The sequence below is a fragment of the Carboxydocella thermautotrophica genome (assembly GCA_003054495.1).
In the GTDB taxonomy this organism is placed as follows: Bacteria; Bacillota.
The window spans coordinates 1,869,215-1,891,603 of the sequence record CP028514.1; the positions used below are offsets into that span (position 1 = coordinate 1,869,215).

Sequence of the window (22,389 nt, forward strand, 5' to 3'; positions counted from 1 at the left end):
TTTTTTTATATATGGATGAGGAGAGGATAGAACAATGAAAAGATTATTCCTTTTTCTCCTGTTATTAACCATGATTTCCGGTTGCCAGCAAAACCCTCAGTCCACAAAACCTGACAGGGAAATTAACCAGCTCAAATCAGATATAACCTATCTCGAAGAACAGGTCCGGATTTTACAGGATGAATTGAAAAAAGCCAAAGAAGATATTATCACCCTGGCAACTGTTGATATTGATGGCAAAACCCCTCGAGATGTAGTCCTGCAGTATTTGCAAGCCGCTAAACGTAGAGACTGGAAAGCTATGTACAAAGTTTATCAGGTGCCGGATGATATGTCGTATACTGAATTTAAACAGTCCATGGATAGAGTTAACTATGTAAAATTGCTTGAATTTCAAGTGGGAAATTTTGAAGTTCTTTCAGGTAATCATGCCATTGTTTATGTTACTTATACTGATAAGTTTAGCGATGGACGGATTGTCAAAGAAGTGAATGAACCCTGGAGCTGCGTTAGAGTTAACGGCAGATGGATGGTCAGATGGCTACCCCGGCAATAAAAAACCCTCCCGCCTGAGCAGGAAGGTCATCTCTCATAGATAAATTTCTCTGTCACTCCATCCGGCAAATTTCCCGTTTCATCTTCTTGATAATCTTCTTTTCCAGCCGGGAAATGTAGGACTGGGATATCCCCAGCAGATCAGCCACTTCCTTCTGGGTCATTTCCCGCCCGTTTTCCAGACCAAAACGCAGTTCCATGATTTTGCGCTCCCGTCCGCTGAGCTTCTCCAGAGCCAGCTGCAAGAGGCGGCGGTCCACCTCATCTTCCAGCTGCTTATAAATACTGTCATTTTCCGTACCCAGCACATCGGAAAGCAATAATTCATTGCCATCCCAGTCCACATTCAGGGGTTCATCAAAGGAAACCTCAATCCGGGTTTTATTGTTGCGGCGCAGATACATCAGGATTTCGTTTTCAATGCAGCGGGAAGCATAGGTAGCCAGCTTGATTTTCTTTTCCGGCACAAAGGTATTGACCGCCTTGATCAAGCCGATATTGCCAATGGACACCAGATCCTCAATTCCGATACCGGTATTTTCAAACTTGCGGGCAATATAGACTACCAGGCGCAAATTGCGTTCAATCAAAATCTCCTTGACGGATTGGTCTCCTGCCTCCAGGCGTTCAATCAAATAGGCTTCTTCTTCAGGGGCTAAAGGCGGCGGCAGAGTTTCGCTGCTGCCAATATAATGGACGGGCCGCAACAAGCCCAGGCGTTTTAACCAGGGTAAAATCCATAAATACAATCTCCATTTCAGTTTGCGCCACCAGCTCACGCTAAATCCCCTCCTCTATTCTCTCTGGTAATAAAGCTTGATAGTGCTCGCCCAGACTCCCTTCATAAATCGCTACCAGCAAACGCTGACTGCGCACCGTCCTGTCTGCGCTTTCTATTTCCACCCAGTCGGGTTTAAAAGCCGGCAAAAGGCCCTGCTGGTGCCCCAGGCCCTGAAAAGGCACCCAGCGCCAGCGGGTTTCCCAGCCGGGCTGGTCCAGGCGCTCAGGCAAAAGCTGCTTGACTGCCTCTTTTTCCACCACCAGCACCGGCCAGCCGCTTAAGGGCTCCACCAGGTGATTGCCGCTGTCCAGCCAGCCCTGACAGGCCACCACCTGCTCTCCCACCGCCACTCGTACCAGCCGCTGATAGGCCCGCCGGGCAGCCTGACGCAAGGTGAGCAAAGGCTGGCAAAGGCCCCAGAGCCAGCCCAGCACCGCCATCAGGGGTAAGGCCCAGGCCAGGGCGCTGAATATCGGCCACAAACGGTCTGTAAAGGCCGTCCCCTGCCTTTCTGCCCAGAAAAGCAGGCCCAGTACCCCGCCCCCCAGGGCAAAGGAGACCAGATAAAAATGGATCAACTGTCCCAGCAACTGCCGCCAGGAAGACCAGGGATACCAGACCACCGTTACCATGAGCAGGGAGAGCCCGAACTTCTCCAGGACTACCAGCCAGGGCGACTGACTGAAGAAGGCATAAGCTAAACTGGCCAGGGCCCCCAGCCCCGCCCCCAGCCAGGCCCGCCAGCGAGCCGGATAGGGGCGGTAAAGCCGTCCACACAGCCAGATAATCAACCAGTTAAGACTGAGGTTAAGCAGGAAAATATCCTCAGCGTAGAGGGTGCCCATCGGCTGCACCTCCCGTTCCATCCTGATTATACAACAGAAGCTGGTCAGAAATTTGTCTAAATCGGGCAGGCAAAAAAGAAAACTCCTGTCTAATACAGACAGGAGTTTGTCGAAATCCTGGTAAGTTTAGCGGCGGTTACGCAGGAAAGGCGGGATGACAATATTGTCATCACTGGGTGCCACGGTACGGCCATAAAGCTTGTCCTGCTGACCAGGCCGCTGGAAGGGATTGCTGCCCTGGCTGACCCGCTCTGTAACCTGATCAAAGCCAGTGGCGATAACGGTTACCCGTACTTCATCCTTGAGGTTATCATCGATAACGGCACCGAAGATGATATTGGCATCAGGATCAGCGGCATTGGTGATGGTTTCTGCCGCTTCATAGACTTCCAGAATGCCCAGCTTGCTGTCCCCGGTGATATTGATCAGCACCCCTTTAGCGCCATCAATGGAGGTTTCCAGCAAGGGGCTGGAAATAGCCATCCGGGCCGCTTCCGCTGCCCGCTTCTCCCCGGTGGCGGTGCCGATACCCATCAGGGCAGACCCGGTTTCGAACATGATGGTTTTCACATCCGCAAAATCCAGGTTGATTAAACCGGGCACAGCAATAACGTCGGTGATGCCCTGAACCCCCTGGCGCAGCACATCATCGGCCAGACGGAAGGCATCAATGAAGGAAGTGTTCTTGTCAGCGATTTGCAGCAAACGGTCATTGGGGATGGTGATCAGGGTATCCACCCGGGCCTTGAGATTGGCCACCCCCCGTTCCGCCTGGGTCATGCGCTTGCGGCCCTCAAAGCTGAAAGGCTTGGTCACTACACCCACAGTCAGAGCGCCCAGCTCCTTGGCCACCTCAGCCACTACCGGCGCAGCTCCGGTACCGGTACCGCCGCCCATGCCGGCAGTAACAAATACCATATCTGCTCCCTTAAGGGCTTCCACCAGGGCATCCCGGCTTTCTTCCGCCGCTCTCTCCCCGATATCGGGATTGGCCCCGGCACCCAGACCTTTGGTCAGCTTGGCGCCAATCTGGATTTTGTGACTGGCCTGGGAAAGATATAAGGCCTGTGCATCCGTATTCACAGCTATAAACTCCACACCTTTGAGGCCGGAGGCTATCATGCGGTTAACAGCGTTATTTCCACCGCCACCCACGCCGATTACTTTTATGTTGCAGAACTGATTCAGGTCCAGATCGAATTCCAGCATTTACCTAACCTCCCTTAAAAAGTCCCTGTAATAAGATTCAACGCGGAAGGCGGTTTTCCTTTTTTTTTAATAGGGATTTTTTCTAATTTTTTATGAGATAACGGCGGATTATGGCCAGGTTCTGGAACAGGCGTACCCCGAAGGCAAAAATTGCCGCCATGTAGAGGTCAACCCCCAGCCTTTCCCCCAGGTAGGCCAGCAAACCGGCCATCAGGGTATTGGTAAAAAATCCACTGATAAAGATTTTAGTATCAAATTTCCCTTCCATGCCTGCGCGGATACCGCCAAAAACGGAATCAAGGGCAGCCAGCACCGCCACTGACAGATAACGGGCATAGGTTACCGGCAAAGCCAGGGGAGAACTTAAACCGATCACTAATCCTATAATCAGACCCAGGATGGGCAACCACATTTTCCTGTCCTCCTTTATTCCACCGTCTTATAGGTGGGATAGCCCTGATGGCTAACATCCACATACAATAGTTTTTTATCTTTGACCTCTTTCCATACCTGCAAAAAGAGATTTATCTTCTGTTGCCCTCTCTCTCCGTCGCCCAGCCGTACTTCAATGCCATCCACCGTATACAGTTTCAGATTGTTTTCATCCCGCACATCGATTTCCGATGTTGAGAGGTACAATTCCCGGGGCAAAATCTTGAGCAGCGCCAGGCCACTGCTGATTCCCGGCTGGTTTAGCTTCAGTCCCGGGTGAGGCTGTTTTAGCTGGATACCGGTCAAAAGAGGCAAATTTTTTTCCTGGAGGGAGTCCACTGCCTGCAGTAATACCCCCTCTTCATCGATCAGCCAGAAGCGCCCCTGGTAAGGCACCAGCCCCAGACCCTGGCGTTCCTGGACGGCAATGATAATCCGGGAGGGTAAGTCCCGTTTTACCTCCACTCCCTTTAACAGGGGGTGCATGGCCAGTTTACGCGCCGCTTCCCCGGTATTGACCTTGAAGATATTTTCGCCGGGGTTGATCCCACTCATCTTGCGCAGGGAATCCTGCTCCAGGACATTATTCCCCTGCACAACAATACTGTTAATATTAAACAAAGATGATTGCAAAAAAACATAAAAAGCTGTCACCAGCAAAGCCAGAAAAAACAAACTCTGCCACAGTCGCCAGCGCCGCCTGGGCCGACCATAACGAGCCACCTTCCGCTGCAAGCCTCTCACCTCCCCGGTTCTTTTTTTATTATACTGCATTTTAATGTCTGCGGCGAGAGGGCCTGTCCAGGAAAAAACCAAAAAAAGCAGCCTTAGCTGCCTGTAATCCGGCGCATCTGCGCCCCTACCTGACAATACTTCTCTACGAAGGCCTCATAACCCCGCTCCAGGTGCTGAATATTTTCCACAATGGTCTTTCCTTCTGCTGCCAGCCCGGCCAGAGCCAGGGCGGCAGCTGCTCTCAGGTCGGTAGCACTCACTTCTGCCCCGGTCAGTTTGGCTACTCCTTTAATAAAGGCCGTGCCATTTTCCGTTTTGATATTGGCGCCCAGCCGGTTGAGCTCCGGTACTTGATTAAAGCGGGCTTCAAAAATATTTTCTGTAATCAAACTGATGCCAGGGACCAGGGTCAAGAGAGCCATAAACTGGGCCTGCATATCAGTGGGAAAGCCGGGATAGGGCTGGGTGCGAATATCCACCGCCTTCAACTGCCAGTCGTGCGGGAAAACGGTAATATAATCATCCCCGATTTCCAGCTTAACCCCCATTTCCATCAGTTTGGCGGTCACCGCTTCCACGTGCTCGGGTATAATGTTTTTCACCGTTAACTGGCCGTTGGTAATCACTCCCGCCACCAGATGGGTTCCCGCTTCAATGCGATCAGGAATAATACTGTGACTGGTTCCCTTCAGTTTTTTTACTCCCTCAATCTTGATTACATCTGTCCCGGCACCGCGGATGCGAGCTCCCATTTTGTTGAGCAAATTCTGCAAATCCACGATTTCCGGTTCCTTGGCAGCATTGCGGATTACCGTTGTACCGGCCGCCAGGGTAGCCGCCATCATAATGTTTTCCGTCGCACCCACACTGGCCACATCCAGGTGAATAACCGTTCCCTGCAAGGGCAGAGGGCCATGGGCCTTGATATACCCTCCCGAAATGGCAATATCCTGGCAACCCAGGGCCCGAAATCCCTTGATATGCTGATCCATCTGCCGTGACCCGATACTGCAACCGCCGGGCATGGATAGATGAGCCATGCCGCAACGCGCTAGCAATGGACCCAGTAGAAGGTTGGAGGCCCGGATTTTGCGCACCAGTTCATTGGGCACTTCCCGGCTGGCATCCAGATTCCGGCCACTGATTGCCCACCGTCCGTCCTCCAGCTCCCTGATCGTCCCTCCCACCTGCTGGATTACTTCCAGCATTGCCTCCACATCTTTGATGCGGGGCAGATTGTCAAACACCACTTCTTCTTCGGTAAGCAATGCTGCTGCTAGCAGCGGCAAAGCCGCATTCTTGGCAGCACTGACAGTGATGGTACCTTGCAATGGGCGCCCACCCACAATTTCCAGTTTAGCCTGATTAGCCATGCTGTCACCCCACAATCTGCACTTCCGGTTCCAGCTTGATGCCGTGGACCTGGGCCACCCTCGCCTGAACCCGCTCCATCAGGCGCAAGGCCTCGCTTGCCGTACCTCCTCCTAAATTGACAAAAAAATTGGCATGCACCGGGGAGACCTGGATTTGGCCTTCCTGCCAGCCTTTGCAACCGGCGCTTTCAATCAACCGACCGGCACTCCCCCCGGGGGGATTTTTGAACACACTGCCACAGCTGGGTAAGTTCAGGGGCTGATGCTGTTGCCGCCAGGCCAGCAGTTCCTGGGCCCGCTGCTGTAACTGAACCGGGTCAGCAGGTGTCAAACGGAAACTGGCTTCGATTACCACTCCTGGCCGCGCTGCCTTGAGCCGGGAGCTGCGGTAGCCATAATCCAGTTCCTGGCTGGACCAGACTTCCTCTTCTCCCTGCCAGTTCAGGATGGTGACCTTCTCCACCACCTCGGCCATCTGGCCGCCATGGGCGCCGGCATTCATCAGTACAGCCCCGCCCACAGTGGCCGGTATGCCCCCGGCCCATTCCAGTCCGGCCAGACCGGCCGCCATGGTTTTCCGGGCCAGTACCGGCAACAATACCCCTGCCTGGGCCCTGATTTTTTCCCCGCTCAGTTCCAGCTGCTGCAGTTTGCTCAGTTTGAGGGCAACTCCCGGCCAGCCGCTATCCCTGACCAGCAGATTGGAGCCATTGCCCAGCACCAGCAGAGGAATTTGCTTCTCCTGGCAATAACGGAGCAAAGCCGCCACCTGATCCGGCCTTTCCGGCAGGACCAGGGCCCGGGCTGGTCCTCCCAGCTTCCAGGTGGTATGGCGGCTGAGCGGCTCCTGCCAGCGGATTTCCCCGAAATCTCCTTCTAGCCGGAAGCTACTTCTGTCCACAGCTGCCGCCCCTCTTTCTCTGCTTCCAGTAAAATTTGTGCCAGCTCTTCTCCCACCTGCCGGATATTACCCGCTCCCATGGTCAAGACCAGATCACCGGGCTTAAGAATTTGCAACAGCTTCTCCTTTAATTGAGGCAAAGTGGGACAATACAGGGTCCGGGCCCGCACCTCGGCAGGCATAGCGGCAATTATCCCTTCTGTGCTTACCCCCGGGATGGGGTCTTCCCCCGCACTATAAATGTCTGTCAGTAACACCAGGTCAGCCTCAGCGAAAGAATGGGCAAATTCCTCACCCAAAAATTTGGTCCGGGTGTAGCGGTGGGGCTGGAAACAGGCCACCAGCCGCCGGGGTCCAGCCTGACGTGCCGCTTTCAGGGTAGCCTGCACTTCGGTGGGATGATGGGCATAATCATCCACCACCCAGATACCCAGATGCCGGCCCAGGGTTTCAAACCGACGCATTACACCCTGGAACTGAGCCAACCCATCAGCGATCGCCGGAAAAGCCAGGCCAAAATGCCGGCCCAGGGCTACTGCCGCCAGGGCATTGACTGCATTATGGCGCCCGGGAACAGCCAGGCGCAGCTGCCCCAGTTTTTGCCCACCCTCGTAGACGGTCGCCACCTGCCAGGCTCCTTCCCGCACCGGCTCCTCTACCCGGTAATCAGCAGTAGCAGCAAAACCGTAAGTTAGTTTAGGCCCCTTATGTTCAGCCGCCAGGCTGGCGGTGAGGGGATTGTCGATGCCCAGGACTGCCAGGCCATCGCCAGGCAAACGGTTCAGATAGGTGCGAAAAGCGGTGATGATTTTGCTCAAATCCCCGTAATAGTCCAGGTGGTCTGCCTCGATATTGGTTACCACGCCGTACTTGATGGGCAGTTTGAGGAAGGAACCATCGCTTTCATCCGCCTCGGCCACCAGATAACGGCCCTGACCCAGACGGGCATTGCCGCCGATGGTGCGGAAGGTACCACCTACCACCACCGTGGGATCCAGCCCGGCCTGTAACAACATGTTGGCTACCATGCCGGTGGTAGTGGTCTTGCCATGAGCCCCGGCAATGCCAATTCCTTCCTGTTGCTGCATAAACCAGGCCAGCAAATCGGAGCGATGCCAGATAGGCAGGCCTATTTGCTGAGCCCGCACCAGCTCGGGGTTTTCCGGCCTGATAGCGGTAGAAACCACCACCAGTTCTGCCCCCTCCACCAGTTCCGCCCGATGACCGATACTGACCCGGGCACCCATTCGCTCCAATTTGGCTGTTACCTGGCTGGCCTTCACATCCGAACCGCTCACCTGATGGCCACGGCCCAGCAGCAGTTCCGCCAGGCCGCTCATACCTGAACCACCTATACCGATAAAATGGACCCGGCCCTTGATTTCTTTCACTGTGCTTCAACCCCTTTCCGGAAGCGCATAGCATTCTATGAATTTTGCCTATAATGTGTGACCGGGCTTGTCCGGTCCACTGCCAAAAAATTAACGGGCTTTTTCCAGTAAAAACTCCATCAGATCCGCTAAAGCCTGCGGTCTCCCCAGCTGGCGGGCAGCTGCCGCCATTTCCTGCAAACGCCGGGGCTGTTGCAATAATTCCGTCAGCAAACTTACCAGCCGCTGGCCATTCAGTTCCCGGTCCAGCAGCATGCGGGCCGCTCCCGCCTGGACCAGGGCCCTGGCGTTGTATTCCTGATGGTTTTCCGCTGCATAGGGATAGGGCACCAGAATAGCAGGCAGGCCACGCACAGTAATTTCCGCCAGTGTAGTAGCCCCGGCCCGGCAGAGAATCAGGTCGGCAGCCGCCAGGGCATGGGCCATCTGGTGTTCGTAGGGTTTAATGTAAATATTGCCCTTTTTATAGTTTTCTATACCTAAAACGGAAATTGATTCCATGGTTTCAGCAAAAGTAAGCTCACCGGTTATATGGACTATATCCAGAGGAGGCAACTGGTTGAGCGCGCGGTAGACCCCCAGCATGGCCCGGTTGATACTGCGCGCTCCCCGGCTACCCCCGGTAACCAGCAGGACCGGGCGTTTGCCCTCCAGCCCCAGATAGGCCAGCCCTTCCTCCCGGCTTACCCGGCTGATTTCCGGCCGCACCGGCAAACCGGTTACCCGGTACTCCACCCCGGCCGGAAAACGGGCAGCTGCCTCCGGGAAAGTCAGGGCTACTCCCGCCACCCGCCGGGCCAGCAAACGATTGGCCAGACCGGGAAAGGCATTTTGTTCATGTAAAAGAGCAGGAATTCCGGCCAGGGTAGCCAGGGCCACCACAGGAAAGGAGACATAACCCCCGGTGCCGAGCACCACCTGGGGCCGAAATTCCCTCAGAATTCGCCGCCCCTGTTTTAATCCCCGCAGCAGGCGGGGAGTAAAAGTCAGCAATTCCCGGTTGATAGTGCGCGGCAGTCCCTGTACCTCCACCGTCAGGAATGGAATACCCGTGGGCGGCACCAGTCGGGCTTCCAGGCCCCTGCTGGTGCCCACATAAAGCACCGAGCCGCTGCCAAACCGCTCCTGCCAGGCCCGGGCCACCGCCAGGGCTGGATATATGTGCCCCCCGGTTCCACCACCGGTCACCAGTAGACGCATAGTTTCACCTTCTTTATGTCAATGGTCAAGGGTATAGCGGGAAATATTGAGCAAAAGTCCAATCCCGGCCATTGAGAACACCAGGGAGGTGCCACCAAAACTGATAAACGGCAAAGTAATACCCGTTACCGGCAGAGAACCGGTTACCACCCCGATATTGACCACTGCCTGCAAGCCTACCATTGAAGTCAGACCGGCAGCCAGCAAACTGGCATAGGCATCCGGGGCGGTAATAGCCACCCTTAGCCCTCGCCAGACCAGGATCATAAACAGAAAGATGACCAGGGCCCCGCCCAGAAAACCCAGCTCTTCCCCGATAATAGCAAAAATGAAGTCAGTATGCTGTTCCGGCAAATAGAAATATTTTTGCAAACTCTGCCCCAGCCCCTTGCCAAAAAAGCCACCGGAACCAATGGCATAAAGGGACTGGATAATATGATAACCACTGCCCATGGGATCAGCTTCCGGATCCAGAAAGGCCAGAAAACGCCGCATGCGGTAGGGCTCCAGGACAATGGCCAGCGCCACCGCCGCCAGCCCGCTTAACGCCAGCCCGACTAGCTGTTTATAGGGCACTCCGGCCGCATACAGCATAATATAGACTGTACCCGCCAGCGCCACAGCTGTCCCCAGGTCAGGCTGCAGCAAAATCAGGCCACAGACCAGCCCCAGTACCCCCAGCAAAGGTAATGTGCCCCTGGTAAAGGAATGAAGCTGTTGCCGGGCTGCAGCCAGATAATGGGCAGAAAACAGCACCATACATAACTTGATGGTTTCCGAAGGCTGGAAACTCATAAACCCCAGATTGATCCAGCGCTGTGCTCCATTGACCGTCTTACCCACTCCCGGCAAGAGGACCAGAAGCAGCAGGACAATGGCCAGAAACAGGGCCGGCATAGTAAAACGTCGCCAGCGCCAGTAATCCACATTTTGCATGACCAGGAGGGTAATGGTGCCCAGACAGGCCCAGAGGAGCTGTTTTTTAAAGAAGAAAAAGACATCCCCTTCATAACGGTAATAACTGGTTACGGAGCTGGAACTGAAAACCATAACCAGACCAAACACCAGCAGGGACATTACGGCCAGAAAAAGCAGAAAATCGGGCGCCCTTCTCCTGGTATACACGGGTCATTACCTCCTTAAACTGTGAACCAGCTGTTTAAAGAGTTCCCCCCGTTCTTCATAATTGTTGAACATATCCCAACTAGCACAAGCCGGGGATAAAAGGACTACATCGCCAGGCCGGGCGGCGGCGGCAGCCAGATGCACCGCTTCAGCAAAGGTGCTGGCCCGGTAAATGGGACTGACCCCTGCCTCAATGGCTGCTGCTTCAATGGCAGGAGCAGCCTGCCCTACCAGCACCAGCGCCCGGCATTTTTCCTTGATTTTGCGGGCAAACAGACCGAAGTCACTGCCCTTGTTTTTGCCACCAGCAATGAGGACAATCGGCTGCTCATAAGCCTCCAGGGCCTTAATGGCCGCATCAGGATTGGTGCCTTTGGAATCATTAATATACCTTACTCCCTGGATTTCCGCCACAAATTCCAGGCGATGAGGAACTCCAGGGAAAGTTTTCAGGGTCCGGGCCAGATCCGCAGCCTCTATTCCCAGGGCCCAGCCTGCACCCACAGCTGCCAGGGCGTTTTCCAGGTTATGGGCTCCCGGAATGGCAATTTCACTGGCCGGACAGATCACAGTAGTCTGTCCGCCGCTTTTCACCACTACCTGCCCCTCCTCACAGCAGACCCCTTCTTCCAGTCTATGCGTGCGGCTGAAAAATATAACCCGGGCCCGGGTTTGAGCCGCCATTGCCCGTACCCATTCATCATCATAATTAAGGACTGCGAAATCTTCCGGCTGCTGATTGGCCAGGATTTTGGCCTTGGCAGCCGCATAATTTTCCATCGTCCCATGGCGGTCCAGATGGTCAGGGGTGACATTGAGGATCACCGCTACTCTGGGCCGGAATTCCACTGTAGTTTCAGCCTGAAAACTGCTGACTTCCACTACATAGACCCCATAATCGCCTCTGGTTTCCGCAATCAGGGGCTGCCCGATATTCCCCGCCACACAGGGCTTTAACCCGGCCTGGCGGGTCATGGCACCAATCAGGGATGTGGTGGTGGTTTTGCCATTGGTGCCGGTAATAGCTACCAGCGGCTGGTTAATGTAGCGGGAAGCCAGCTCAATCTCACTGAAAACCGGTATGCCTTCTGCCATCGCCTCTGCCACAGGTGGAACGGTCAGGGGCACTCCCGGGCTGGGTACCACCAGGTCATACTCCTGTCGGCTTACCCGGGGATAGCTACCAGCCACTACCCTGACGCCTGCCTGTTCCAGTTCAGCAGCCTTCTCCCCCAGTTCCTCCCGGCTCTTGGCATCACAGACGGTCACTCGCGCCCCTGCTTCCCGGGCAAAGCGGGCAACTGCTACCCCACTTTTGGCCATCCCTACTACCAGTATATTTTTATCCAGTAAATCCATGTCTAATCCTCCTTATCCTACCATGCCGGCCAGCCAGAGCAACAGGCCAATAGCACAGGCAATGGCGGCAGCGCTCCAGAAGGTCCGTACTACCCGGCTTTCCGGCCAGCCTCCCAGCTCAAAGTGATGGTGCAAAGGACTCATACGGAAAACCCGTTTACCCGTAGTTTTAAAAGATATTACCTGGATGATGACGGACAGGGTTTCAGCAGCATAAACCGCTCCCAGTACCGGTAACAATAGTTCCGTCCTGGTCACCACTGCCAGTGCGGTTAGCGCTCCCCCCAGAGCCAGGGAACCAGTATCCCCCATAAACACCTGTGCTGGATGCCGGTTATAGCGCAAAAAGCCCAAACAGGCTCCCGCCAGGGCTGCCGCAAACAGGGCTGCCGCTGGCTGGCCCTGACCCGCTCCAATTACCGCATAGGTAAGGGCAACGATAGTAGTAACCCCGGCTGCCAGTCCATCCAGTCCGTCAGTCAGGTTGACAGCATTGGTGGTGCCCACCGCCACCAGCCAGATAAAAAGGGCAAAGAGAGGAAAGGATAGGTCCAGCGGTTGGCCCAGCACCGGCAGCATGATGCGGGGTCCGTGGTCAAGACCATAAGCTGCCATCCAGGCCAGAGCCAGGGCCAGCAGAGTCTGCGCCAGCATCTTCTGTTTGGCCTTGAGGCCCAGGTTGCGTTTCATCACAACTTTTATGTAATCATCAACAAAACCGATCAAGCCATAGCCGATAGTAAACAAGAGCAACACCAGCGTCTCCAACTGCCAGGGCAAGAGCAAGGGGGTTACCACCAGCAGGCTGACCAGCATCATCAACCCACCCATGGTGGGAGTGCCAGCCTTGGCCTGGTGGGCTTTGGGCCCATCCTCCCGGATATACTGACCGAATTTGAGCCGGCGCAACCAGGGCAAAAAAACAGGCCCCAGAACCAGGGTAAAAAGTGCCGACAAAGCAAAAACCAGTGCAATTTTAACCATTGGCCATAGTCTCCTCCTGCTCCAGTTCTCCGATAATCTTCTCCAATCCCATGCCACGGGAGGCTTTAAACAATATAGTCACTCCCGGCCGGAGCCAGGGCTTTAACAGCCCGGCTGCTCCTTCCCGTCCCGGCAAGGCCCTGATTCGGTCTGCGGCCAGCCCTGCCCTGGCCGCTTCCTCGGCAATCCAGCGGGCCCGGGGGCCAATGGTGAGGAGAAAAGCCAGTCCCATCCTGCCGGCTTCCCGCCCCAGCTGGCGATGAGCCTCTTCCTCGATCGGCCCCAGTTCCAGCATGTCTCCCAGGACAGCCACCTTTTCCCCCGGCTGCCGGGCCAGGATGGCCAGCGCCACCGCCATGGACTGGGGATTGGCATTATAAGCATCATTTCTAATCACCGCACCCTTGATTTCTTTCTTTTCCAGGCGCATACCGGAGAGACGAGCCTGAGCCAGAGCTGCCCCGCTGCGGGTCACATCGCCCCCCAGAGCCCAGACTGCGGCCAGGGCGGCCAGGGCGTTATTGACCATTGCCTCCCCGGGCAGGGGCAAAGTCAGGTCCAGCGGCCCCACTGGTGTTAACACCTGAAAGCGGCTGCTTTCCGCCTCCAGCTGCAGGGAGGTCAACCGAAAATGACAATCTTCCCCCCGTCCATACCAGATCACGTCCCCCTGCCATTCCTGGCCCAGCCGGCGCAAGTAAGGGTCATCCCCCCAGAGAATGGCCCGACCGCCGGCCTTGAGCCCGTAGAGCAATTCCCCTTTGGCCCGGGCGATAGCCTCCCGGCTGCCCAGCAGTTCGATATGGGCATCCCCGATATTGGTGATTATGCCCAGATCGGGCCGGGCGATGTCAGCCAGGGTTGCGATCTGACCCGGCCCCCGCATGCCCATTTCTGTAACCAGAATCTCTTCCTGGCCCGTAAGACTCAAAATAGTCAGGGGAAGTCCGATTTCGTTATTGAGATTGCCCTGAGTCCCCCGAACCGACCAGCTGGATCCCAGAGCCTGTACCAGCAGATCTTTGGTAGAAGTTTTGCCCACACTGCCGGTGACAGCCACCACTTTCCCGCCCCAGCGCTGGCGAACATAAGCTGCCAGCTGCTGCAGTGCCACCAGGGTATCCTTCACCAGAATCAAGGGCAAGTCCAGGGCCTCTGCCGGCAGGCGGCTGACAATAGCCGCCTCCGCTCCTGCTGACGCTACCTGGGGTAAAAAGCTATGGGCATCATGCTTTTCCCCTACCAGAGCGATGAAGAGCTGTCCCGGCTGGACTCGCCGGCTGTCAGTAACCACCTCGCTGATGACCGTTTCCGGCTGACCGCCCTTTAGTTCTCCCTGGACAGCATTGGCGATTTCCGCCAGAGTCAATGGCAACATGCTCCTCACCCTTTCCGCTGCCATTCTTCCCGCACAACCTGGCGGTCATCAAAAGGCAGCACCTGCTGACCGATAATCTGGTAAGTCTCATGGCCTTTACCGGCTATCAGCACCAGATCGCCAGGCTGGGCCAGTTCCAGGGCCCGGCGAATTCCTGCCCGCCGATCCACAATCTTTTCATAAGGCACATTCCCTCCGGCTTCCCGCACTCCCGGCTCAATCTCATCCAGAATGGCCGCCGGATCCTCGGTGCGGGGGTTATCTGAGGTTATGATCACATAATCACTGTAACGGGCGGCAATGGCACCCATTTTCGGCCGCTTGCCCCGGTCGCGGTCCCCGCCACAGCCAAACACGGTAATCAGCCTCCCCTGTCCGGCCGGTACCAGCTGGCGGGCAGTCCGGCAAACATTATCCAGTCCATCAGGCGTATGGGCATAATCCACGATCACGGTAAAGGGCTGACCGGCCTCCACCTTTTCAAAACGACCGGCCACCCCGGGGACAGCGGCCAGAGCCTGCTTGATTAAGTCCAGTTCATAACCCAGAGCCAGTCCAGCACCAAGAGCAGCCAGGGCATTATAAACATTGAAATCCCCTGTCAGCTGCAACTGGATTTCCGCCTCCCCTCTGGGGGTAACAACCTGGAAACTGACGCCACTGGCAGTAATGCGAGGATGCAGGGCCCTGACCATAGCCCCTTTCTGTCGGCCATAGGTCCAGACCTCCAGACCCTCCCTTTCCGCCAGCTGGCGGAAATAGTCCCCCTGGGCATCATCCAGGTTAATGACCGCAATGCGGCAACGCTCCTTTTTAAACAATAACGCCTTGGCCGCCCGGTAATTTTCCAGAGTGCCGTGGTAATCCAGATGGTCCTGGGTTAGGTTGGTAAAAATCCCCACAGCAAAGTAACATTCATCCACCCGGCCCAGGTCCAGACCATGGGAGGATACTTCCATCACCACATGGCTGGCCCCCCGCTCCACCATGTGTTTCAGGTTCGCCTGCAATTCCAGGGGCAGGGGAGTGGTATTTTCAGCAGGCAAAATCTCCTCCCCCAGACGGTTGTAAATGGTACCCATCAGGCCCACTTTGTGCCCGGCCTTGCGCAGAATTGCTTCCACCAGATGGGTAGTGGTAGTCTTGCCATTGGTACCGGTTACCCCGATCAAGGTCAGCTTGCTGGCTGGATAGCCGTAAAAGCGGGCAGCCAGCGGAGCCAGGGCCCGACGGCTGTCTGGCACTTCAATCCAGGTAACATTTTCCGGCCAGTCTGCCGGTTTCTTCTCCCCTACCACTGCCACCGCTCCGGCAGCCAGAGCCTGAGGAATAAAAGCATGGCCATCCACCCGAAAACCCGGGATTGCCACAAAGAGAAAGCCCGGTTCCACCCGGCGGGAGTCGTGGGCAATCCCCTTTATTTCTACTGCCAGCGATCCTATCACCTGGCTGGTCTTCAGTCCTTGAAGCAGTTCACTTAGAATCACGCTGAATGCCTCCTTATCCGGTCTTGGCAAAGCTTTCCTTAATATATTATGTATTATTCACTATAAAATAAAATTATAAACTAAAGAGCCGGCGGCAGCAACTCTGTCCACCGGCTCGCTTTTTAATCCTTGAGTTCAGAATCAGGCAAGGTTCCGGCCGTTGGCTGGGTCGGATTGTTCCCTCCACTTCCTCCTTCTGCCGGAGGGCGGAATTTCACCCTGACCACCGTTCCAGCCACCACCTTTTCCCCGGGAGCTATGCTTTGCTCATAGGCCACCCCGCTGCCTTCCGCCTCCAGCCTCAATCCGGTCAAAGCCAGCAAGGTAGCGGCATCCCGCAGGGTTTTGCCACTAACATCCGGTACTGTCACCCTGGTACCCGCAGGCACTTCACCCCGCCGGGTGGAGAGAAGGATTTCCGTGCCCTGGGTGACCACAGCTCCTGCCAGAGGGAACTGGCGCTGTACCACGCCCTGTTCCCCTTCCACCAGCACCTTGAGTCCGGCCTTTTCCGCCAGCTGCCTGGCCTCCGCTACCGGCAGGTTGACCAGGGAAGGCACTTCCACTGCCTTGAGCTTTTCGCCTGGCTGTTCCGGCCGGGATTGCCGGGGTATCAGTTTGGGATCAGGTTTAACCCCGGCATCCAGCTGGGGCATTACCCCCAGATACTTCAGAGTGTCACCCATCACCGCCCCGAATACAGGAGCAGCGATGACCCCACCATAATATTCTCCGCCCTGGGGTTCATCGATCACCACCAGAGCTGCTACCCGGGGATTATCCGCCGGGGCAAAACCGACAAAGGAAGCCACATACTTGCCAGCCACATATCCCCCTCCAGGCCCGGCTTTCTGGGCTGTACCCGTTTTTCCGGCCGCCCGGTAGCCTTCCAGATAGGCTTTTTGCCCGGTACCACGGGCCACCACATGTTCCAGGATCCCTCGCAGTTCCCGGGCCGTAGTGGTGGAAATCACCTGCCGCACCGGCTGGGGTGCAAAGGTCCTGACCACATTGCCTTTTATATCCCGGATTTCCTTAACAACCTGGGGTTTCATCAGCATCCCATCATTGGCCACCGCAGCCACTGCGGTAATCAGCTGAATGGGTGTAACAGCATTGGACTGGCCGATGGCCATGGTAGCCAGATCAAGCTGGGTCGCTTTTTTCGGATTGACCAGAATCCCTTCCCCTTCCCCCGGCAGGGAAATGCCGGTGGGCATGCCAAAACCGAAAGCCCGCACGTAGCGACTGAATTTTTCCACTCCCAGCCGCAAAGCCACCTCAATAAAACCCGGGTTACAGGAATTCTGGGCCACTTCCACAAAGCTCTGGCTGCCGTGGCCTCCGGCTTTCCAGCATTTAATCTTTTTTCCCAGCACTTCTTTAAAACCGGGATCATAAAAACGGTCCTGGGGCCGCACTACCCCTTCCTCCAGAGCAGCTGCGGCAGTGATGACCTTGAAAGTAGAACCAGGCTCGTAGGCATCTGCTACGGCAAAATTCTTGGACCACAGTTCATGGGGGAACTTGAAATACTGGTTAGGGTCATAGGTTGGCCGCACCCCCATGGCCAGGATTTCCCCGGTTTTGACATCCATTACTATTATGGCAGCATGAGCGGGTTTGTGCTTTTCCATCACCTTATCCAGTTCCCGTTCCACGAAATGCTGGATAGTCTCATCAATGGTCAGCACCACACTGTTGCCTTCTACCGAGGGATAATAACGGTGGGTAGCCTGGGGAATGGGCCGACCTGCTGCATCATATTCCACCACAATTTTTCCCGGTATTCCCCGTAACTCTTTCTCCAGGGCCGCCTCTATCCCGCCACCGCCGATATTGCCGCGAAACTGAACAAACCCCAGCAAATGAGCAGCAAAACTGCCATTGGGGTAATAACGCAACGGTTCCTCATACAGGGAAATCCCGGGCAGGTTTTTTTCCCGGATTTTCCTGGCTTTCTGGCTGTCGATCTTGTTGGCTATCCAGACAAAACTGGCCTTCTTGCTTAATAATTTAATCAGTTTTTCTTTGTCCATTTCCAGAATGGGAGCTAGTTCCTCTGCCACCGCCACCGGATCTTTAATCTGGCTTGGAGTCGCTCCAACCGAATCGGCACTGACACTGATGGCCAGCTCTTTACCATTACGGTCATAGATTACACCGCGCTTGGGTTCCAGCTGCACTTCCCGCAACCTGTTTTCCAGCGCCTTATTAGTCAGTTCATCGCCGCGGATGAACTGCAACCAGGCCAGCCGCAACAGCAGCAAAATCAAAATAAGGCCGATACCGGCCATTAAGATGGAAATCCGCCTCCGCATGATAATACCGGTGGCATACACCACGCCCCACTCCTTCGCCGATTAATTGATTCTGGCTTCAGCGGTTCCTTTCTTGATCTGGGCAAAAAATTCCGTTAAAGACTGCTGAATGGTCTGGGCAGCAGAAACCACCGGGGACTTTTTCTCTTTTACAGGTGCGGTATGTACCGATTCCGCCTGGACTGGTGCTGTTACCGCTACCATCTGCGTCCCATCAGGTCTGACCATCCCCAGTTTGGTGGTAGCAATTGCCTCAATCCGCTGCAAAGACTTGAGCTGGTCTACCTGCATCTGCAGTTGCTGATTTTCCGCTTCTGCCAGCGCCAGCTGTTTCTGCAACTGGTCCAGCCGGTAGCCGGCCTGAGCCAGCATGGCATAACGATAAGCGGCCACTAATCCTAAAATAAACCCCACCATGACCACCGTCAAGAGCAAAGCGACATTTTCTTTCTTTCTTTTTCTGGCAACCGGTCTTTTTGCGGGCCGTTGTCTGGTCGCCTGCTCGGCATAATGGAAATCCACCCTCTCCTTCGCTACCAACAATTTATTCAACCTCCTGTCCCTCTATGACTTAAATTTTTTCCGCCACCCTTAATCTGGCACTGCGGGCCCGCGGGTTCTCTGCCACTTCCTCCGCCGAAGGCTCAATTGCTTTTCCGATCAGCTTGACTTCCGGCTGTTTTCCACAAACACATACCGGCAACTCCGGCGGACAAACACAGGTCCGGGCCAATTCGGCCAGGGTTTGTTTGGCTATTCTATCCTCCAGGGAGTGAAAGGTGATCACCGCCACCCTGCCCCCGGATTTCAACATCCGCACCGCCTGCAACAGGGCAGAGCGGAAATTTTCCAGTTCATTATTGACAGCTATCCGCAAAGCCTGAAAAGTCCGTTTGGCGGGATGGGGCCCCCCGGTCCTGGCTTTGACCGGAATGGCTCTTTTGATCAGTTCCACTAGCTGTCCGGTAGTTTCTAACGGCCGGTTCGTGCGTTCCCGCACAATCAGGGCGGCAATTTTATTGGCCCAGCGTTCCTCTCCATATTCTCTGATGATCCGGGCGATTTCCACCTCCGGCCACTCGTTCAGTAAATCACGAGCGCTGATTGGCTGCGTCGGGTCCATGCGCATATCCAGCACGGCATCATGCTGGTAGGAAAACCCTCTTTCCGGCGTATCCAGCTGATAGGATGACACTCCCAGGTCAAAGAGGATGCCATCCACACCTGTATAGCCCAGCTCCTGCAGTTTCTCCTCCAATTTCACGAAATTGGACTGAACCAGGGTTACCCTTTCACCGAATTCTTTCAGCCTTTCCCCTGCTGCCCGGATGGCCGCCGGATCCTGGTCAAAGGCCACCAGTTTGCCATCGGGCCCGGTTCTGAGCAGTATCTCCTGGCTGTGGCCGCCTCCTCCCAGGGTACAGTCCACATAGACACCCCCTGGTCGCAGGTTCAGGGCCGCCATGCATTCTTCCAGTAACACTGACTTGTGTCGAAACTCCACTGCTGTCAGCTCCTTTGTCCCTAAATTCCCAAATCCAGGTCTACGATTTTTTCAGCAATTTCACTGTAGGAAGCCTCGGCTTCCTGACTGTATTTTTCCCACAGTTCCTTGCTCCATATCTCCACCCGGCTGGAAACCCCCAGGAATACCACATCCTTATCCAGTTTGGCATATTCCCTCAGGTTAGCCGGCAACAGGATCCTCCCCTGCTTGTCCACTTCACATTCAGTAGCCCCGGAAAAGAAAAAACGGACAAAGGCCCTGGCATCAGCCCGGGTGAAAGGTAAGGCTTTCAGCTTTTGTTCTAAGACCTGCCATTCGTTCATGGGGTAAAGAAAAAGGCAATTGTCCATGCCTTTGGTGGCGACAAAGCGATCTCCCAGGCCAGTCCTGAGTTTGGCGGGAATAATCAACCGGCCTTTGGGATCGATGGTATGATGATATTCCCCCATGAACATCCACTTTCACCCCACTTCGCCACCACAACTAACCACTTCTCACCACTTTACTCCACTATATTCTCTATTTATCGCTTTTTTCCTGCTGCTGGCTGAAAAAAAAGTCCCAAAAACTTTTAATCACTGCTACATAAAACAGCGGGTTCCATGCTTTTAGACCGCATAGAACCCGCTGTCCTCAATTAATGTTTTTCTTCTTTACTTCCCTTTTTGCAAAAATTCGCCGATGGCTTTATCCCGTTGACTGATGTGTTCCCGCAACCAGTCCACCACCCGGCGCTGTACCGCAAGAACCACCATGGTAGAAGGACCTTCCCGGTTAAACTGCTCTTTCAGTTTGGCAAAATCCTGAATAAAGGCCTGATGCTGGGCCAGGTGTTCATTAAAAGCGGGATAGTTGTGGCTCTGCATCAGTTTTTCTTCAGCGGTAAAGTGCACCACCACATAGTCTTCGAGAAACTTCAGGATATTGCCCACTTCTTCCTTACCCTTCCCCTGGGACATGGCGGTTAACAGGTTATCAATGCGGCGAAACAGTTCCTGATGTTGCCGGTCAATTTCCGCTACTCCTACCGCCAGGGCTGGCGTCCAGTTTACTGCCATTGTCTTCACTCCCCCCGGTTTTATTAATAATGATTACCATTCGACAGAATTCGTGAATTTCCTCTTTATCTATAGAGGCTGCAAAAAAATTTTTCTTGACTTGAAGAAGGCGATTTCCCGATATCCTACCGCTTTCAACAGGTCTATCGCCTTATCCCAGTTATATCCTACCTGCTCCGGCTTGTGGGCATCGGAACCAAAGGTGACCGGCACGCCAGCCCGGGCGCAGCGGGCCAGAAAATCGGCATCCGGAAACTGTTCCCTGGCCGGTACCCGCCAGCCGGCTGTATTGATTTCCACTGCCACCTGGCATTGGGCCAGGATTGCCACAGTCTCATCATAGAGGCGATACAACTGGCTGGGCCGGGGTGGATCAAACTTCTTAATCAAATCAGCATGGCCGATGATATCGAAAACCCCGGCCAGGGCCGATTCCTGGATCAGGCGATAATATTCTTCCCAGTATTGTTCCGGATCCCGCCGGTTATATTCCTCCAGTTGCCGGGGATCATCAAAGCCCCAGTCATCCAGGAAGTGTACCGAGCCGATGATATAGTCCCAGTCATAACCGGCCAGAGCTTGCAGGAGCCGGGGTTTACAGCCCGGCAGGTAGTCAGCTTCTATGCCAAGGCGGATGGAGATACCTGGATATTTTTGTTGCAATTGCTTAACCTCTGCCACATAGCCGGGTAACTGGGCAAAGGTCATGGCGATTTCCGGGTCCCGTTTGGCTTCCGGCAACCAGTACATGGGCAGATGATCAGCAAAGCCTATTTCCGCAAAACCACGGGCCAGGGCTGCCTCTACATATTCTTCCATCCTGCCGCTGGCATGGCCGCAGCGGGCGGTGTGAATGTGATAATCAACCTTCATGTTCTTCTCCCTCCAGACGGGCCAGCAAAGTGGGCAAAGCCCGCAAGGTATTGACCGGCATGATGTGGATACCCGGCACCAGGGTTCTGAGCTCGCGGATGAGCTCAACGGTTATGGCCAGCCCCTCCGCCAGAGGATCTGTTGCTTTTTCCAGGGCGCGGATCATAGCCGGGGGCACCTGAATGCCGGGAATGTTGGCATTCATAAAATGCGCCATCCGGGCGGAACGCAGTGGTATCACCCCGGCCAGGATGGGGACGCCCAATTCCCCCGCCTCTTGCAGGAAATCCGCCAGGATGCCGGGGTCATAGATGGCCTGGGTCTGGACAAAGGCTGCCCCGGCCCGGATTTTTTTCTGCAGTTTCCAGATCTGCATTTCCCTGAGTTCCGGTGCCGGGTTGACCACCGCCCCCAGAAACAAATCCGGTACTCCCTGCAAGGGTTCACCGTTTAAGGCAAAACCCCGGCGCAAATTGTCAGCAGCAGCCAGCAATTGGACCGAATCCAGGTCAAAAACCGGTTTGGCGCCAGGACAGTCCCCCACCAGCGTATGGTCCCCGGTTAGCAGCAAAAAATTGCGCACACCCAGAGCTGCTGCCCCCAGGATTTCCGACTGCAGAGCCAAACGGTTGCGATCCCGGCAGGTAAACTGGCAAATAGGTTCCAGGCCAGCCTGAAGCAAAAGAGCGGCCATTGCTACCGGGCTCATGCGCATGACCGCTCGCTGGTTATCGGTGATATTATAAGCTGTAACTTTCTCTTTGATAGCAAGGGCCAGCTCCAGCACTTCCTGAAAAGCAATCCCCCGGGGCGGGGGCAACTCAACCGTTAATACCTGACGCCCCTGAGCCAGTTTTTGCTGCAACAAGGCTACC

22 protein-coding genes are annotated in these 22,389 nt (G+C 55.1%); 1 reads left to right on the forward strand and 21 read right to left on the reverse strand.

Annotated elements, in window-relative coordinates; translation table 11 throughout:
• The first annotated feature begins 34 nt into the window (after positions 1–34).
• Positions 35–556 carry a hypothetical protein gene (locus tag CTH_RS09320; RefSeq protein ID WP_078664594.1) on the forward strand — a complete coding sequence of 174 codons (522 nt, stop codon included), beginning with the start codon at positions 35–37 and terminating at the stop codon, positions 554–556.
• A 52-nt stretch (positions 557–608) separates the two neighbouring features.
• On the opposite strand, the gene sigE is transcribed toward CTH_RS09320, so the two are convergent.
• From sigE to CTH_RS09425, 21 genes are all read right to left on the reverse strand, one after another.
• On the reverse strand, positions 609–1,334 hold the full coding sequence (gene sigE, locus CTH_RS09325; protein ID WP_078664593.1) for an RNA polymerase sporulation sigma factor SigE: 726 nt from the start codon (positions 1,332–1,334) through the stop codon (positions 609–611).
• A gap of 1 nt (position 1,335) precedes the next feature.
• Positions 1,336–2,181 carry a sigma-E processing peptidase SpoIIGA gene (locus CTH_RS09330; RefSeq protein WP_159071906.1) on the reverse strand — a complete coding sequence of 282 codons (846 nt, stop codon included), beginning with the start codon at positions 2,179–2,181 and terminating at the stop codon, positions 1,336–1,338.
• 126 nt (positions 2,182–2,307) lie between these two features.
• Positions 2,308–3,390, reverse strand: coding sequence for a cell division protein FtsZ (gene ftsZ / locus CTH_RS09335; protein ID WP_078664591.1), 1,083 nt, complete (start codon positions 3,388–3,390; stop codon positions 2,308–2,310).
• A gap of 82 nt (positions 3,391–3,472) precedes the next feature.
• The gene (locus CTH_RS09340) at positions 3,473–3,802 is read right to left on the reverse strand and encodes a small basic family protein (RefSeq protein ID WP_078664590.1); all 330 of its coding nucleotides are present in this window, start codon (positions 3,800–3,802) and stop codon (positions 3,473–3,475) included.
• A gap of 14 nt (positions 3,803–3,816) precedes the next feature.
• Positions 3,817–4,557 (reverse strand): cell division protein FtsQ/DivIB, encoded by a 741-nt coding sequence (locus CTH_RS09345; protein ID WP_159071907.1) that lies wholly within the window; start codon positions 4,555–4,557, stop codon positions 3,817–3,819.
• 92 nt (positions 4,558–4,649) lie between these two features.
• Positions 4,650–5,930, reverse strand: coding sequence for a UDP-N-acetylglucosamine 1-carboxyvinyltransferase (gene murA / locus CTH_RS09350; protein ID WP_078664588.1), 1,281 nt, complete (start codon positions 5,928–5,930; stop codon positions 4,650–4,652).
• A gap of 4 nt (positions 5,931–5,934) precedes the next feature.
• Positions 5,935–6,831, reverse strand: a complete 897-nt coding sequence (gene murB, locus CTH_RS09355) for a UDP-N-acetylmuramate dehydrogenase (protein WP_078664587.1) — start codon at positions 6,829–6,831, stop codon at positions 5,935–5,937.
• Positions 6,807–8,222, reverse strand: a complete 1,416-nt coding sequence (murC, locus tag CTH_RS09360) for a UDP-N-acetylmuramate--L-alanine ligase (RefSeq protein WP_278308347.1) — start codon at positions 8,220–8,222, stop codon at positions 6,807–6,809. Before murC ends, murB begins: the two co-directional genes overlap by 25 nt.
• Before the next feature lie 90 nt (positions 8,223–8,312).
• The gene (gene murG / locus CTH_RS09365) at positions 8,313–9,422 is read right to left on the reverse strand and encodes an undecaprenyldiphospho-muramoylpentapeptide beta-N-acetylglucosaminyltransferase (protein WP_078664586.1); all 1,110 of its coding nucleotides are present in this window, start codon (positions 9,420–9,422) and stop codon (positions 8,313–8,315) included.
• Positions 9,423–9,440: 18 nt separating this feature from the next.
• Positions 9,441–10,547 (reverse strand): putative lipid II flippase FtsW, encoded by a 1,107-nt coding sequence (gene ftsW, locus CTH_RS09370; protein ID WP_107753671.1) that lies wholly within the window; start codon positions 10,545–10,547, stop codon positions 9,441–9,443.
• Between the two features lie 6 nt (positions 10,548–10,553).
• Positions 10,554–11,906, reverse strand: coding sequence for a UDP-N-acetylmuramoyl-L-alanine--D-glutamate ligase (murD, locus tag CTH_RS09375; protein WP_078664585.1), 1,353 nt, complete (start codon positions 11,904–11,906; stop codon positions 10,554–10,556).
• A 12-nt stretch (positions 11,907–11,918) separates the two neighbouring features.
• Complete coding sequence (gene mraY, locus CTH_RS09380) at positions 11,919–12,890, reverse strand: phospho-N-acetylmuramoyl-pentapeptide-transferase (protein WP_078664584.1); 972 nt, start codon at positions 12,888–12,890, stop codon at positions 11,919–11,921.
• Positions 12,883–14,268 carry a UDP-N-acetylmuramoyl-tripeptide--D-alanyl-D-alanine ligase gene (locus tag CTH_RS09385; RefSeq protein ID WP_159071908.1) on the reverse strand — a complete coding sequence of 462 codons (1,386 nt, stop codon included), beginning with the start codon at positions 14,266–14,268 and terminating at the stop codon, positions 12,883–12,885. Before CTH_RS09385 ends, mraY begins: the two co-directional genes overlap by 8 nt.
• A 5-nt stretch (positions 14,269–14,273) precedes the next feature.
• A complete protein-coding gene (locus CTH_RS09390) occupies positions 14,274–15,755 on the reverse strand; it encodes a UDP-N-acetylmuramoyl-L-alanyl-D-glutamate--2,6-diaminopimelate ligase (RefSeq protein WP_107753674.1) in 1,482 nt (493 codons plus the stop codon).
• A gap of 122 nt (positions 15,756–15,877) precedes the next feature.
• Positions 15,878–18,097 carry a stage V sporulation protein D gene (locus CTH_RS09395; protein ID WP_107753676.1) on the reverse strand — a complete coding sequence of 740 codons (2,220 nt, stop codon included), beginning with the start codon at positions 18,095–18,097 and terminating at the stop codon, positions 15,878–15,880.
• A gap of 21 nt (positions 18,098–18,118) precedes the next feature.
• On the reverse strand, positions 18,119–18,619 hold the full coding sequence (locus CTH_RS09400; protein ID WP_078664581.1) for a cell division protein FtsL: 501 nt from the start codon (positions 18,617–18,619) through the stop codon (positions 18,119–18,121).
• 28 nt (positions 18,620–18,647) lie between these two features.
• The gene (gene rsmH, locus CTH_RS09405; RefSeq protein WP_078664580.1) at positions 18,648–19,580 is read right to left on the reverse strand and encodes a 16S rRNA (cytosine(1402)-N(4))-methyltransferase RsmH; all 933 of its coding nucleotides are present in this window, start codon (positions 19,578–19,580) and stop codon (positions 18,648–18,650) included.
• A gap of 20 nt (positions 19,581–19,600) precedes the next feature.
• Positions 19,601–20,038, reverse strand: a complete 438-nt coding sequence (mraZ, locus tag CTH_RS09410) for a division/cell wall cluster transcriptional repressor MraZ (protein WP_078664579.1) — start codon at positions 20,036–20,038, stop codon at positions 19,601–19,603.
• Positions 20,039–20,236: 198 nt separating this feature from the next.
• A complete protein-coding gene (locus CTH_RS09415) occupies positions 20,237–20,641 on the reverse strand; it encodes a bacteriohemerythrin (protein WP_078664578.1) in 405 nt (134 codons plus the stop codon).
• A gap of 69 nt (positions 20,642–20,710) precedes the next feature.
• Positions 20,711–21,514, reverse strand: coding sequence for a histidinol-phosphatase HisJ family protein (locus CTH_RS09420; RefSeq protein WP_078664577.1), 804 nt, complete (start codon positions 21,512–21,514; stop codon positions 20,711–20,713).
• Positions 21,504–22,382 carry a methylenetetrahydrofolate reductase gene (locus CTH_RS09425; RefSeq protein ID WP_078664576.1) on the reverse strand — a complete coding sequence of 293 codons (879 nt, stop codon included), beginning with the start codon at positions 22,380–22,382 and terminating at the stop codon, positions 21,504–21,506. Before CTH_RS09425 ends, CTH_RS09420 begins: the two co-directional genes overlap by 11 nt.
• Between the last annotated feature and the right edge of the window lie 7 nt (positions 22,383–22,389).

Coding starts and splice junctions, on each gene's coding strand:
- CTH_RS09320 (WP_078664594.1), top strand. CDS start 35: ATGAAAAGATTATTCCTTTTTCTCCTGTTATTAACCATGATTTCCGGT.
- CTH_RS09330 (WP_159071906.1), bottom strand. CDS start 2,181: ATGGGCACCCTCTACGCTGAGGATATTTTCCTGCTTAACCTCAGTCTT.
- ftsZ (WP_078664591.1), bottom strand. CDS start 3,390: ATGCTGGAATTCGATCTGGACCTGAATCAGTTCTGCAACATAAAAGTA.
- CTH_RS09340 (WP_078664590.1), bottom strand. CDS start 3,802: ATGTGGTTGCCCATCCTGGGTCTGATTATAGGATTAGTGATCGGTTTA.
- murA (WP_078664588.1), bottom strand. CDS start 5,930: ATGGCTAATCAGGCTAAACTGGAAATTGTGGGTGGGCGCCCATTGCAA.
- murG (WP_078664586.1), bottom strand. CDS start 9,422: ATGCGTCTACTGGTGACCGGTGGTGGAACCGGGGGGCACATATATCCA.
- murD (WP_078664585.1), bottom strand. CDS start 11,906: ATGGATTTACTGGATAAAAATATACTGGTAGTAGGGATGGCCAAAAGT.
- mraY (WP_078664584.1), bottom strand. CDS start 12,890: ATGGTTAAAATTGCACTGGTTTTTGCTTTGTCGGCACTTTTTACCCTG.
- CTH_RS09385 (WP_159071908.1), bottom strand. CDS start 14,268: ATGTTGCCATTGACTCTGGCGGAAATCGCCAATGCTGTCCAGGGAGAA.
- mraZ (WP_078664579.1), bottom strand. CDS start 20,038: ATGTTCATGGGGGAATATCATCATACCATCGATCCCAAAGGCCGGTTG.
- CTH_RS09415 (WP_078664578.1), bottom strand. CDS start 20,641: ATGGCAGTAAACTGGACGCCAGCCCTGGCGGTAGGAGTAGCGGAAATT.
- CTH_RS09420 (WP_078664577.1), bottom strand. CDS start 21,514: ATGAAGGTTGATTATCACATTCACACCGCCCGCTGCGGCCATGCCAGC.